At 56.8% G+C, this 14,166-nt stretch carries 12 protein-coding genes; 9 read left to right on the forward strand and 3 right to left on the reverse strand.

Annotated features, from left to right (window positions below; genetic code table 11):
* Positions 1 to 72: 72 nt before the first annotated feature.
* The 6 genes from RHM62_RS17175 (at position 73) to RHM62_RS17200 (ending at position 7,365) form a co-directional block, all read left to right on the forward strand.
* Positions 73 to 1,050, forward strand: a complete 978-nt coding sequence (locus RHM62_RS17175; protein WP_322123266.1) for a bifunctional riboflavin kinase/FAD synthetase — start codon at positions 73 to 75, stop codon at positions 1,048 to 1,050.
* An 87-nt stretch (positions 1,051 to 1,137) separates the two neighbouring features.
* Positions 1,138 to 4,026, forward strand: coding sequence for an isoleucine--tRNA ligase (ileS, locus tag RHM62_RS17180; protein ID WP_322123267.1), 2,889 nt, complete (start codon positions 1,138 to 1,140; stop codon positions 4,024 to 4,026).
* A 27-nt stretch (positions 4,027 to 4,053) separates the two neighbouring features.
* The gene (gene lspA, locus RHM62_RS17185; RefSeq protein WP_322123268.1) at positions 4,054 to 4,554 is read left to right on the forward strand and encodes a signal peptidase II; all 501 of its coding nucleotides are present in this window, start codon (positions 4,054 to 4,056) and stop codon (positions 4,552 to 4,554) included.
* Between the two features lie 15 nt (positions 4,555 to 4,569).
* Positions 4,570 to 5,775 carry a bifunctional phosphopantothenoylcysteine decarboxylase/phosphopantothenate--cysteine ligase CoaBC gene (gene coaBC, locus RHM62_RS17190; protein ID WP_322123269.1) on the forward strand — a complete coding sequence of 402 codons (1,206 nt, stop codon included), beginning with the start codon at positions 4,570 to 4,572 and terminating at the stop codon, positions 5,773 to 5,775.
* A 7-nt stretch (positions 5,776 to 5,782) separates the two neighbouring features.
* Complete coding sequence (gene dut, locus RHM62_RS17195; RefSeq protein WP_322123270.1) at positions 5,783 to 6,238, forward strand: dUTP diphosphatase; 456 nt, start codon at positions 5,783 to 5,785, stop codon at positions 6,236 to 6,238.
* A gap of 11 nt (positions 6,239 to 6,249) precedes the next feature.
* On the forward strand, positions 6,250 to 7,365 hold the full coding sequence (locus RHM62_RS17200) for a M48 family metallopeptidase (protein ID WP_322123271.1): 1,116 nt from the start codon (positions 6,250 to 6,252) through the stop codon (positions 7,363 to 7,365).
* 68 nt (positions 7,366 to 7,433) lie between these two features.
* Here RHM62_RS17200 and clpA read toward each other — a convergent pair whose 3' ends face one another.
* Both clpA and clpS read right to left on the reverse strand, forming a co-directional pair.
* Entirely contained in the window at positions 7,434 to 9,737 is a 2,304-nt protein-coding gene (clpA, locus tag RHM62_RS17205; RefSeq protein WP_322123272.1) for an ATP-dependent Clp protease ATP-binding subunit ClpA, read from the reverse strand.
* On the reverse strand, positions 9,734 to 10,042 hold the full coding sequence (clpS, locus tag RHM62_RS17210) for an ATP-dependent Clp protease adapter ClpS (protein ID WP_009665918.1): 309 nt from the start codon (positions 10,040 to 10,042) through the stop codon (positions 9,734 to 9,736). The genes clpA and clpS overlap by 4 nt, the downstream gene beginning before the upstream one ends.
* A gap of 344 nt (positions 10,043 to 10,386) precedes the next feature.
* Here clpS and RHM62_RS17215 point away from each other — a divergent pair, with 344 nt between their 5' ends.
* The 3 genes from RHM62_RS17215 (at position 10,387) to RHM62_RS17225 (ending at position 12,681) form a co-directional block, all read left to right on the forward strand.
* A complete protein-coding gene (locus RHM62_RS17215) occupies positions 10,387 to 10,590 on the forward strand; it encodes a cold-shock protein (RefSeq protein ID WP_009665919.1) in 204 nt (67 codons plus the stop codon).
* A 96-nt stretch (positions 10,591 to 10,686) separates the two neighbouring features.
* Positions 10,687 to 12,042, forward strand: a complete 1,356-nt coding sequence (locus tag RHM62_RS17220) for a cache domain-containing protein (protein WP_322123273.1) — start codon at positions 10,687 to 10,689, stop codon at positions 12,040 to 12,042.
* Between the two features lie 9 nt (positions 12,043 to 12,051).
* Entirely contained in the window at positions 12,052 to 12,681 is a 630-nt protein-coding gene (locus tag RHM62_RS17225; RefSeq protein WP_322123274.1) for a response regulator transcription factor, read from the forward strand.
* A 60-nt stretch (positions 12,682 to 12,741) separates the two neighbouring features.
* On the opposite strand, the gene icd is transcribed toward RHM62_RS17225, so the two are convergent.
* On the reverse strand, positions 12,742 to 13,995 hold the full coding sequence (gene icd, locus RHM62_RS17230; RefSeq protein WP_322123275.1) for an NADP-dependent isocitrate dehydrogenase: 1,254 nt from the start codon (positions 13,993 to 13,995) through the stop codon (positions 12,742 to 12,744).
* Between the last annotated feature and the right edge of the window lie 171 nt (positions 13,996 to 14,166).

Consider the following 14,166-nt stretch of genomic DNA (forward strand, 5'->3'; position numbering starts at 1 on the left):
GCGCTTGTGCGAAATAAGCGCAGGAAAGCATCTATAATCCAAAGCTTTCCGATTGCTCCCCACTGTGACCCCATGAAGGTATTTCGCGGATTACCCAATGCTGCGGCCCGTGCGCCGTGCGCGCTGACCATCGGCAATTTCGATGGCGTCCACCTCGGTCACCAGTCCTTGCTGGCGCGCGTGTCCGAGGCAGCCGGCAAGCTCGGACTCGACTCCGCCGTGATGACGTTCGAACCGCACCCGCGCGAATATTTCGCCCGGGTCCAGGGCGATCCCGCCAGAGCCCCGGCCCGTATCGCCAACTTGCGCGACAAATTGCGCTCGCTGCAGCAGACGGGCATAGCGCGCGTCATCGTCCAGCATTTCAATGCGCATTTCGCAGCGCTGACACCCGACGAATTCATCCGTCACATTCTGGTCGACGGCTTGCACGTCAAATGGCTGATGGTCGGCGAGGACTTCTGTTTTGGCGCGCGCCGCGCCGGTAATGTTGCGATGCTGATCGAGGCAGGACAGCGCTACGGTTTCCATGTCGAGACACTGCCGACGGTGCGCCACGACGGCACGCGGATTTCGTCATCGGCGATCCGCGAGTCGCTGCGGGCCGGCGACTTCACTGAAGCGCGCCAGATGCTCGGCCATCCGTATGCGATATCGGGGCATGTCATCCACGGCAAGAAGCTCGGTCGCACGATCGGTTTTCCGACGCTCAACCTGGCGGTCACGCACAAGCATCCGGCACTGAGCGGCATCTATGTCGTGCAAGTGCATGGCCTGGCTGACCTGCCGCTGCCAGGCGTGGCTAGCATCGGCGTGCGTCCGACGGTCGATGACAGCGGCCGCGTGCTGCTCGAAACCCATGTCTTCGATTTCGCCGCCAACTGCTACGGCAAGCTGATCCGGATCGAATTCCTGAAAAAATTGCGCTCCGAAGAAAAGTACACCGATCTGCCCTCGCTGACCGCAGCCATCGCCAACGATGCCCGCAATGCGCGCGATTATTTCCGCGACACCAGCGCGGTTGCCGTGTCGGCGACCGACCGAATTTGACGCGCTTCACCACATGCACCGCACGGCGGGCACTGGTCCTTGACCAACCCGCTGCACCCGATTCCAGACTCTCTCCGAAGAAATCCCATGTCCGATAACAAACCCACCAAGCCTGCCGGAAAACCTGCAGGAAAGCCCGCCGGCAAATACCCGGTCAACATGCCCGACACGCCGTTCCCGATGCGCGGCGACCTCGCCAAGCGCGAGCCGCAATGGATCAAGTCGTGGCAGGAAAAAAAGCTTTACGAGCGCGTACGCAAGGCCGCCAAGGGCCGGCCGCTGTTCGTGCTGCACGACGGTCCACCGTATGCCAATGGCGATATCCACATCGGCCATGCAGTCAACAAGGTATTGAAGGACATCGTGGTCAAGTCGCGTAATCTGGCCGGCTTCGATGCACCGTACGTGCCGGGCTGGGATTGCCACGGCATGCCGATCGAAATCCAGATCGAAAAGCAATACGGCAAGAGCTTGCCAACGGCCGAGGTGCTGGAAAAATCGCGTGCTTACGCAACCGTCCAGATCGAACGCCAGAAGCTGGACTTCATCCGCCTGGGCGTGCTCGGCGAATGGGACAACCCGTACACCACGATGAACTTCGGCAATGAAGCCGACGAGTTGCGCGCGCTCGGCACCATCCTGCAAAAGGGCTATGTGTATCGTGGCCTGAAGCCGGTCAACTGGTGCTTCGATTGCGGATCGGCACTGGCCGAAGCCGAAGTCGAATACCAGGAAAAACGCGATCCGGCCATCGATGTCGGCTTCGCCTTCGCCCAGCCTGAAAAAATTGCGGCGGCCTTTGGCCTGGCTTCCCTGCCGACCGAACGCGGCTACTGCGTGATCTGGACCACGACACCGTGGACCATCCCGGCCAACCAGGCCATGAACGTGCATCCAGAATTCGATTACGCGCTGGTCCAGACCGTGCGCAATGGCGAACCGCTGCTGCTGATCCTGGCGGCCGACCTGGTCGACGCCTGCCTGAAACGCTACGGCCTCGAAGGCAGCGTCATCGCCACCTGCAAGGGCGCGGCGCTGTCGCTGATCGCCTTCAAGCATCCGCTGGCTGACACCGATCCCGGCTACGACCGCCTGTCGCCGATCTATCCGGCCGAGTATGTCGCGCTCGATACCGGCACCGGCATCGTCCATTCGTCGCCGGCGTATGGCGTCGATGACTTTTTGTCGTGCCGCGCGCATGGCATGAAGGATGACGACATGCTCAATCCGGTGATGGGCGATGGCCGCTATGCATCGTGGCTGCCGTTCTTCGGTGGCATGACAATCTGGGAAGCCTCGAAGCCGATCTGCAGCAAGCTCGATGAAGCCGGGTCGCTGTTCAAGCTGGTGATGTTCGAGCACAGCTACATGCACTGCTGGCGCCACAAGACGCCGATCATTTATCGCGCCACCTCGCAATGGTTTGCCGGCATGGATCGCACGCCGAAAGACGGTGGCCCGACGCTGCGCGAAACCGCGCTGGCCGGCATCGACACGACCACGTTTTATCCGGGCTGGGGAAAGGCACGCCTGCACGGCATGATCGCCAACCGGCCGGACTGGACGCTGTCGCGCCAGCGCCAGTGGGGCGTGCCGATGGCCTTCTTCGTGCACAAGGAAACCGGTGACCTGCATCCGCGTACCCCCGAATTGCTGGAGCAGATCGCTCAGCGTGTCGAAGTCGCCGGCATCGATGCCTGGCTGACCATCGAGCCGAAGGACCTGCTCGGCGACGAAGCCGACCAGTACATCAAGAACAAGGACACGCTCGACGTCTGGTTCGATTCCGGCACCACGCACCAGACCGTGCTGCGCAGCTCGCATGCGCAGTCGTCGCACTTCCCGGCCGACCTGTACCTCGAAGGCTCGGACCAGCATCGCGGCTGGTTCCATTCGTCGCTGCTGACGTCCTCGATGCTCAATGGCTGTGCGCCGTACAAGACCTTGCTGACGCACGGTTTCGTCGTCGATGGCGAGGGCAAGAAGATGTCGAAGTCGGTCGGCAACGTGGTCGCGCCGCAGAAAGTGGCGGACTCGCTCGGTGCCGATATCCTGCGCCTGTGGGTCGGCTCGACCGATTATTCGGGCGAGCTGTCGATCTCCGACGAGATCCTCAAGCGCGTCACCGAAAGCTATCGCCGCATCCGTAATACGCTGCGCTTCCTGTTGGCCAATACGTCGGACTTTAATGCCGCCACCGATGCGGTGCCGGTCGCCGACCTGCTCGAAGTGGACCGCTACGCGCTGGCCCGCATCACGCAATTGCAGGCCGAGATCATGGCGCATTACGACGTCCATGAATTCCATCCGGTGACGTCGAAATTGCAGATGTACTGCTCGGAAGACCTTGGCGGTTTTTATCTGGACGTGCTGAAAGACCGGCTCTACACGGCGGGTGTCGGCTCGGTCGCGCGTCGTTCGGCGCAGACCGCGATCTGGCACATCACGCAAACGCTGCTGCGCTTGATGGCACCGATTCTGTCGTTCACGGCCGAAGAAGCGTGGGCGATTTTCGCCGACCCGGCAGCGTTCGCCGCCAGCGACGAGACCATCTTCACGCAAACCGGCTGGGTCCTGCCGGCTGTGGCCGATGCGGATGCGCTGCTGCAGCGTTACGCTGCCTTGCGCGAGGTGCGCACCGAAGTGTCGAAGCAACTCGAAGAAGTGCGTATTGCCGGAGGCATCGGTTCGTCGTTGCAAGCCGAAATCGAACTGCGCGCCAGTGGTGCGAAGTACGATTTGCTAGCCAGTCTGGGCGATGACTTGCGCTTCGTGCTGATCACGTCGCAGGCAACGGTCAGCCAGGTCGCAGCAGAGGCCGACGAGTCCATCGTCGTCACGCCATCGGCCGCACCAAAATGCGAACGCTGCTGGCACTACCGCGCCGATGTCGGCAGTGATGCAGCACATCCGGAACTCTGCGGCCGCTGTGTGGCCAATCTGTTTGGCGCGGGTGAACCGCGCCACTTCGCGTAACCTTTCTTTCTTTGACGGACTGATTCCATGGCTACCAAAAACCGTTTTTCGACTGCACCGCGCTCGGGCCTCGGCCCGTGGCTGGGCATTGCCGCGATCATCGTGCTGATCGACCAGCTGACCAAAATCACGATTACCAAGCTGTTCGCGTATGGCGAATCGCTGCCGGTGACATCCTTCTTCAACCTGGTGCTGGTGCACAACAAGGGTGCCGCGTTCAGTTTTCTGGCCAACGAATCCGGCTGGCAGCGGTATTTTTTCACGGCGCTCGGCACCGCGGCGGCCGTCTTCATTGTCTATCTGCTCAAACGCAACGCTGGTCAGCGCCTGTTTTGCTGGGCCCTGGCGTTGATTCTTGGCGGTGCCATCGGCAATGTCATTGATCGCGGACTGTATGGCTACGTGATCGACTTCCTCGATGTCCATGTCGCCGGCTGGCACTGGCCCGCCTTCAATGTGGCCGACAGCACCATCTGCATCGGCGCGATTCTGTTCGTGCTTGACGAACTGCGTCGCGTCAACAAATAACCTAGCGGAGCACCCATGGATCTCGCAGGAAAACATATCGTGCTGGGCCTGACCGGCGGCATCGCCGGCTACAAGGCCGCTGAACTGACCCGCGCGCTGATCAAGGCCGGAGCCACCGTGCAGGTTGTCATGACCGATGCGGCAACCCACTTCATTACCCCGGTGACGATGCAGGCGCTGTCCGGCAAGACGGTCTACACCGACCAGTGGGATGCCCGCATCGCCAACAATATGGCGCATATCGACCTGACCCGCCACGCCGATGCCCTCATCATCGCGCCCTGCTCGGCCGACTTCATCGCCAAGCTGGCACAAGGTCGCTGCGACGACTTGCTATCGACCCTGTGCGTGGCCCGGCCGGCCACGCTGCCGCTGCTGATCGCGCCGGCCATGAATATCGAGATGTGGCAGAACGCCGCAACACAGCGCAATGTGCAGCAGCTTGTTCTCGATGGCGTGCAGGTGCTCGGTCCCGATGCCGGCGACCAGGCCTGCGGCGAAACCGGCATGGGTCGCATGCTCGAACCGATGCAACTGCTTGACGACGTGATCGCGGCCTTCCAGCCCAAGGTATTGCTTGGCAAGCGCGTGCTGATTACCGCCGGCCCGACCTTCGAACCGATCGATCCGGTACGTGGCATCACCAATTTATCGTCCGGAAAAATGGGCTACGCGCTGGCCCGCGCCGCACGCGAAGCCGGTGCTGATGTAACGCTGGTGTCCGGTCCTACCGCCCTTGCCACGCCGACCGGCGTGCAGCGCATCAACGTGCATACGGCGCAGCAAATGTTCGATATCGTGCTGTCGCATGTGAGCGGCCAGGATGTCTTCATTGCGGTGGCGGCCGTGGCTGACTGGCGCGTCGTCAATGCCAGCGAACAGAAGCTGAAAAAAAGCGCCGGAAGTGCGTTGCCGCAGCTTGAATTCGCCCTCAATCCGGACATCCTTGCCACGGTCGCGGCGCTGCCCGACAAACCGTATTGTGTCGGCTTCGCGGCTGAATCCGAACAGTTGCTCAAGCACGGCAAGGCAAAGCGCGATCGCAAGGGTATCCCGCTGTTGGTCGGCAATATCGGCCACACGACTTTCGGCAAGGACGACAACGAACTGGTGCTGTTCGATGCCAATACCGAAATCCATTTTCCACGCGCGGCCAAGCAACAACTGGCACGACAGCTGATCACCGAGATCAGCGAACGCCTGCTCACGCATATTTACTGATACCACCATGTCCCTCAACACCATCGCCATCAAGATTCTCGACCCGCGCATGCACAACCTGCTGCCGGCCTATGCGACCAGCGGCAGCGCCGGTCTCGACCTGCGTGCCTGCCTCGATGCGCCGCTGACTCTCCAGCCTGGTGAAACCCATCTGGTGCCAACCGGCCTGGCGATCCATCTCGCCGACCCCGGCTATGCCGCGATGATTTTGCCGCGCAGCGGGCTGGGTCACAAACACGGCATCGTGCTGGGGAACTTGGTCGGCCTGATCGACTCCGATTACCAGGGTCAATTGATGGTATCGACCTGGAATCGCGGCCAGACCGCCTTCACACTGGAACCCATGGACCGGCTTGCCCAACTGGTGATCGTACCAGTGCTGCAGGTCGGTTTTCATGTGGTCGACGACTTTGCCGACAGTGCCCGCGGCGAAGCAGGATTCGGTAGTACCGGAAAAAATTAATGGAGAAAACAATGCACGTAGTGGTTGAACCGACCGGACAACATCGCCGTTCATCCTTGATCGCTCTCGGCGTCGCCGCCCTCCTGTCGGCCTGCGCGACACCAGCACCAACAACAGCACCTGAGTCCGTACAAGCGAGCGTCACCAAACCGCTTACGCCGCCTGCAATCGTGGCATCGCCAGCACCGGTGGTGAGCTCCGCTGAAGAAACCGCACTGCGCCAACTGGTCTCGCTGCAAGACCGGCTGGACCGGGTTGCCGGCCCGCTGCTCGTTAATAATCCGGCCCTGTGCAAGCGCAATGCCCGTCGCTTGCTTGGCTTTACCGCGAAAACCAAATACTCGTATTCGACCGAATTCATCCCTGCTGCGCAGAAACTGCTCAATCTCGATGAGCGCCTGCGTGTCACCGGCGTGCTGGCAGGCAGTGGTGCCGACAAAGTTGGCGTGTTGCGCGGCGACAGCCTGATAGCCGTCAATAACAAGGTACTGCCGCAAGGTGCCAACGCCGAACGCCAGGCAGCCTCACTTCTGGCACCCATGGTCACGGCCCGCGGTAACGTCAAGCTGACCGTCTTGCGCGAGAACCGCCAGATCGTCCTCGATGTGCCGCTCACGATGGCGTGTGCATTCCGGATCGAGCTGGGCAATACCGATGCCGTCAATGCGTATTCGGATGGCTACCGCGTGCTGGTCACGCGCGGCATGCTGGCGTATGTCAAGTCCGACAAGGAACTGGCCTATGTGCTTGCCCGGGAGATGGCACACAATGCGCTGAGCCATCCGATACGACTGCGCAGCAGCGCAACGATCGCTGGCGTGATCGATAACCTGATCCGTATCAATCCTGATCTGGGCATGGTGAACGGCACTGCCGGCATCAAACCTTATAGCCAGGAAATCGATGCGGCGGCCGATGTGACGGGGCTGTTCATGGCAGCAAGGGCCGGCTACGATATCGATGGTGCATCCACGTTCTGGCAAGGTTTGGCCAGCCAATATCCGGTCGCGGCTCTCAATGGCTATACCGCCCTGCATCCGGCCACCGCATACCGGATCGCGGCGCTCGACAAGGCGACTAGCGATCTGCATGCAAAAGAGGCCATGCAGAAACCCTTACTGCCCTGATCTGCCAACCCATGAAAAAAGCCCGGATCGTTTGCACGATACGGGCTTTTTTATTGCCACTGAAGTGATTATTCGACTTCGAGTGTCTCTTGCGGTGCGGCTGGCGGCGGGGTGCTGTCGCCATCCGAAAAGTCCAGCTTGATCTGGTCTTTGTCGTCGAGATCGACTGTGACCTTGCCGCCACTGACCAGCTTGCCGAACAACAGTTCGTCGGCCAGTGCCTTGCGGATCATGTCCTGAATCAGACGCGCCATCGGACGCGCACCCATCAGCGGATCGAATCCCTTCTTACCGAGGAAACTACGCAACTTCTCGGTGAAAATCGCATCGACTTTTTTCTCGTGCAACTGCTCTTCCAGCTGCATCAGGAACTTGTCGACCACGCGAAGAATGATCTCTTCGTTGAGTGCGCCGAAACTGATGATCGAGTCGATCCGGTTCCGGAATTCAGGCGTGAACATCCGCTTGATATCTTCCATCTCGTCGCCGGCTTCCTTCTTCTCGGTAAAACCAATCGAACGCTTCTGCAGGCTTTCGGCACCTGCATTGGTCGTCATGACGATAATCACGTTGCGGAAATCGGCCTTACGTCCGTTGTTGTCCGTCAGCGTTCCATGGTCCATCACTTGCAACAGGATATTGAAAATATCCGGATGGGCTTTTTCAATTTCGTCGAGCAGCAACACGGCATGCGGCTTTTTGGTGATCGCTTCCGTCAGCAAACCACCCTGATCGAAACCAACGTAACCCGGCGGCGCACCGATGAGGCGACTCACAGCATGCCGCTCCATATATTCGGACATGTCAAAGCGGATCAGCTCGATACCGAGAACGAACGCCAGTTGCTTGGCGACCTCGGTCTTGCCGACACCTGTCGGACCGGAGAACAGGAACGAGCCGATCGGCTTGTCAGTCTTGCCAAGTCCGGCACGTGCCATCTTGATTGCCGATGACAGTGCTTCAATCGCAGGCTCCTGGCCGAACACGACATTTTTCAGATCACGTTCGATGGTCTGCAGTTTGCTGCGATCGTCCTGGTTGACCGACTGTGGCGGGATACGAGCGATCTTGGCGATGATGTCTTCGATTTCAGCCTTACCGATAGTCTTTTTCTGCTTCGACTTCGGCAGGATGCGTTGCGCTGCACCGGCCTCGTCGATGACGTCGATGGCCTTGTCCGGCAAATGGCGGTCATTGATGAAGCGTGCCGCCAACTCGGCAGCCGTCGTCAGCGCGGAGGCCGAATACTTGATGCCGTGATGTTCTTCGAAGCGCGATTTAAGACCACGCAAAATCTGAATGGTTTGCTCGACAGTCGGCTCGTTGACATCAACCTTCTGGAAGCGACGCGACAGCGCGTGGTCTTTTTCGAACACGCCGCGGTACTCGGTATAAGTCGTTGCACCGATACATTTTAGCTGACCGCTCGACAGCGCCGGCTTCAGCAGATTCGATGCATCCAGTGTGCCGCCAGAGGCTGCACCGGCACCGATAATGGTATGGATTTCATCGATGAACAGGATGCCATTCGGGCTGTCCTTCAACTGCTTGAGGACCGCCTTCAGACGTTGCTCGAAATCGCCACGGTATTTGGTTCCCGCCAGCAGAGCACCCATGTCGAGCGAATACACAATCGCGTCCTGCAATATTTCAGGAACTTCTTTTTGTGTGATGCGCCATGCCAAGCCCTCGGCGATTGCGGTCTTACCGACCCCGGCTTCGCCAACCAGTAGCGGGTTGTTCTTGCGGCGACGGCAAAGTGTCTGCACGACCCGTTCGAGTTCGGGCTCACGACCTATCAACGGATCAATCTTGCCTTCGAGAGCGAGCTTGTTCAGGTTTTGGGTGAATTGGTCAAGCGGACTCTCTTTTTGCTGGCCCTCGGCCGGCGTTTCCTCACCGCTTTCCGGCGCTTTTTGCGGTTCTGCTTGCTGATCCTTGCGTACGCCGTGCGAAATGAAATTCACGACATCAAGGCGGGTTACTCCTTGCTGATGCAGGTAATACACCGCATGGGAATCTTTCTCGCCGAAAATCGCGACCAGCACATTGGCACCAGTGACTTCTTTCTTACCGTTCGAGGCCGATTGCACGTGCATGATGGCACGTTGAATCACGCGCTGAAATCCGAGCGTTGGCTGCGTGTCGACTTCGCTCGCACCGGGAACGGTGGGTGTGTTGTCGGCGATAAAATTAGTTAGCGTCTTACGCAAGTCCTCGATATTGACTGCGCAGGCACGTAACACTTCTGCGGCAGATGGATTGTCCACCAGCGCCAGGAGTAAATGTTCTACGGTGATAAATTCGTGACGAGCTTGCCGAGCTTCGACAAACGCCATGTGCAAACTAACTTCCAGTTCCTGCGCAATCATGCTTCCTCCATCACGCATTGCAGGGGGTGCCCTGCCTTTCTTGCGTGTGTTAACACCAATTCGACTTTAGTGGACGCGATATCCTTGGGGTATACGCCGCACATCCCTTTACCATCGCGATGCACCATCAGCATGATCTGTGTGGCGTTCTCGCGATCCTTGTTGAAGTATTCCTGAATGATGGCCACGACGAACTCCATCGGCGTGTAATCATCATTGAGCAAATACACTTGATACATCGACGGAGGCTTGAGTTTCTGAGTCTGCCGAACGAGTACTGTGCCGTTTTCGTGCTTGGTTGCCATGCGTATATCTAAGTCCTTCAACTACAGCGGTCTCGATAAAAATAATGAATGCCCTAAAGTGCGATTTGATCTTACGCGCTTTCAGGCTTAGTCGCAGGTGGCGCTGCTAGCGAAGAATTCAAGAGTGTTTTTTTGTTGCAACTAAACACGTATTCGATGATGCCTAAGCCACCCCGCAGAAAATCTTGACTTCATTATTTTTTTCGCGAACAATGAATTGTCTTGACAGCCAAAGTAATCGGAATTGTCAATACGAAGGGGGCAAGTTTTAAGAAGGGGCAACGTTAATTCAGGCTTCCTGCTTTTACGGCTCGTGTGATCAAGTAAATTGGAAAGACGCTTTTATGGCAACAGGTACAGTCAAGTGGTTCAACGACTCCAAGGGTTTCGGATTCATTACTCCGGATGACGGCGGCGAAGATTTATTCGCACACTTCTCGGCAATCCAGATGAATGGTTTCAAGACTCTGAAAGAAGGTCAAAAAGTTCAGTTCGAAGTCACGCAGGGCCCTAAAGGCAAGCAAGCTTCCAACATTCAAGCTCCCTGATAAGTCCGTCAGAATGACCACAGCAAAACCCCGCGCTTGCGGGGTTTTTTTTATCCGAATGACCAGTGACGCTAACCAACGCCGTTCGCCTGCCCGATGAATCTCAGACAAAAAATCTTCCTGCTTGCTGTAATACCGCTCATTGCTGCCCTGTGTGCGATTGCGCTGGCAGTGCAATATCAATCGGCATTACTAGCGCAGCAGCAACGTAATTCTGTGGAATCCGCCTATCTCGCCAGCAAAGAATCGGAGATGCGTCATTACGTGACGCTGGCCACGCGTTCGATCAAGGAGCTTTACGATTCAGGCCGGACTGACACAAAGGCACTCGAAGAAGCGAAGCAAATTATTTCCAATCTGGACTATGGTGACGATGGCTACTTCTTTGTCTACGACATGCAAGGCGTCAATCTGGTTCATCCACGTCAGCCAGAACTCGTTGGTCAAAATCTATGGGAATTACGCGACATCAAAGGCAATCCGACGATACAGCGGCTGATTTTCCGTGCCAGTCACGGTGGCGGCCTTGAGCGCTATTTATGGGAGAAACCGTCCACCCGTAAAGTTGTTCCGAAACTAGGCTACGTCATCAGCCTGCCCCGCTGGGGCTGGGTGATTGGTACTGGTATTTATCTGGACGATGTCGACGCTGTCGTCAATAAAATCGATGTTCAGATTTCGCATAATATTCAGAGCACCATGATCTGGATTACGGGCATTGCCATTGCAAGTGTGCTGGCCATCGCGCTGTTCGGACTGGCGTTAAACTTTAGCGAACATCGCGTTGCAGATGCCAAATTGAGAGTTTTGGCGCAACGCGTTGTCCACTCGCAGGAGGAAGAGCGTGCGAGACTCTCTCGCGACTTGCACGATGGAATCAGCCAGTGGTTGGTTTCCATTAAGCTGCAAGTTGAATCGGGCATTGCCAAACTAGCCGGATCGCACGCTCAAGCTGACTCGGCACGCCACTCATTCGATCGAGCGGCGACACAGCTCGCCAATGTACTTGGTGAGGTCCGGCGTATCTCTCACGACTTGCGTCCGGCTCTGCTGGATGACCTTGGGCTGGCTGCCGCACTGGACCACCTGACGCGTGAATTCGCAGATCATGCGGGACTGAATATTTCTTTGACCGTAGATGGGCACATCGAAAATCTCTCAGCAGTCCGCAAGACTGTTCTGTTTCGAATAGCACAGGAAGCATTGACGAATATCGAACGCCACGCGTCGGCCACCAACGTATTCCTGACACTCAGCGGAGACACGGCGACGGTGCGCATGACTATTGCAGATAATGGAAAAGGCTTCGACATGCTATTGGTGACGGAGAGTCCAAAACGCGGAATCGGTTTGCGTAACATGCATGAGCGTGCAGAGGCCGTCGATGGCAAACTCATGCTGACATCTTCTGCCGAAGGTACTCAACTGATTACAATTCTTCCTCATGGCTGACTTTTTAAAATGGCTTTGCCCGTGATACATATTTTGCTGGTCGACGACCACCCTCTGGTACGTGACGGCCTGCGTGCCCGACTGGAAACAATCCCGCATTTTGATATCGTCGCTGAAGCCGGCAATGCTGACGATGCATTGCGGCACGCTGCGTCCAAAACGATCGATCTAGCGTTGATGGATATCAATCTTGTTGGAATCAACGGGATCGAACTGACCGCGCGGTTTCATGCACTTTATCCAGACATCGCGGTCTTAATGCTCAGCATGCATGATAAGGCTGAGTATGTAATGCAATCCATCCAGGCAGGAGCGCGCGGATACGTATTAAAGGATACGCCAGCGATCGACATCATCACCGCCATCGACACAGTCATGGCTGGAGGCATCTATTACAGCGAGGGTATTTCGAGGCAAATGTCGTCGCCATTCTGCCCTGCAGTTCTGCTGACACCCCGCGAAAATGAGGTCTTGCAGTCGATCGCCAACGGCAAATCTAACAAGCATATTGCGCGCGAACTGGACTTGAGCGTACGCACCGTAGAAACACATCGTCTCAACATCAAGCGCAAACTTGGTATCGAAGGCCAGGCTGACTTGATTCGCTTTGCGCTAAAGCGCATGCCGTTAAAGGCATAAAAAAAGCCAGTCGCATGACTGGCTTTTTTCCGCGCTACTTGCAAGCAAGCATCACGGCAATTACATGTGCTCGATCATCACGTCACCGAAGCCCGAGCATGATACTTGTGTTGCCCCTTCCATCAAGCGCGCGAAGTCGTAGGTCACTTTCTTGGACGCGATCGAATTTTGCATTGAACTGATGATCAGGTCGGCAGCTTCAAGCCAGCCCATGTGACGCAGCATCATTTCAGCAGAAAGGATCAGCGAGCCCGGATTGACGTAATCCTTGCCTGCATATTTCGGCGCGGTACCGTGTGTCGCTTCGAACATCGCTATCGAATCTGACAGGTTGGCGCCCGGCGCAATACCGATACCACCGACTTGTGCGGCCAGCGCGTCAGAAATGTAATCCCCATTCAAATTCAGTGTGGCAATCACGCTGTACTCGGCCGGACGCAACAAAATTTGCTGCAGGAAGGCGTCAGCAATTGAATCCTTGACCAATATGTCGCGACCGGTTTTTGGATTCTTGAACTTGCACCATGGACCGCCATCGATCATTTCGGCACCGAATTCACTTTGTGCCAGATCATAGGCCCAGTCGCGGAAGCCACCTTCGGTGTACTTCATGATGTTGCCCTTGTGAACAATGGTCACTGATGGCTTGTCATTGTCGATTGCGTACTGGATCGCCTTGCGAACCAGTCGCTCTGTCCCTTCGCGTGATACCGGCTTGATACCGATACCGGAAGTTTCCGGGAAGCGGATCTTGGTGACGCCCATTTCCTTGATCAGGAAATCAATCAGCTTCTTGACGCTATCGCTGCCGGCTTGCCATTCGATACCAGCATAAATATCTTCCGAATTTTCGCGGAAAATGACCATGTCGGTCTTTTCAGGCTCTTTCACCGGCGATGGAACACCGGTGAAATACCGCACAGGACGCAGGCAGACATACAGATCAAGTTGCTGACGCAATGCCACGTTCAACGAACGGATACCGCCACCGACCGGCGTTGTCAGCGGTCCCTTGATCGATACGACATATTCTTTCAATGCATGTAACGTTTCTTCCGGCAGCCAGACATCCGGCCCGTAGACGTTAGTGGACTTTTCGCCGGCAAAAATTTCCATCCAGCTGATCTTGCGCTCGCCGCCGTATGCCTTTGCTACGGCTGCGTCGATGACCTTGATCATGACCGGGCTGATATCAATGCCAGTACCATCACCTTCGATGTACGGCACGATCGGGTTATTTGGTACATTCAACGAAAAATCGGCATTGACCGTAATTTTTTTGCCTTCAGCAGGCACTTTGATATGTTGATACATCGATGTCTCCGGTACGGGGAAAGAGGGCAAAATCAGCGACTGGGCAAGCGATGCGCAGCTGATTTGGCATCCAAGTCTTATATAAGACATAAGACAGCGTTTCATATTATGCCACTGTATTTTACTGGATGCCACCGGTTTGCGACACCGACAATCATCGATCATCCCAGG

This window comes from Actimicrobium sp. CCC2.4 (assembly GCF_034347385.1).
In the GTDB taxonomy this organism is placed as follows: Bacteria; Pseudomonadota; Gammaproteobacteria; order Burkholderiales; family Burkholderiaceae_D; genus Actimicrobium.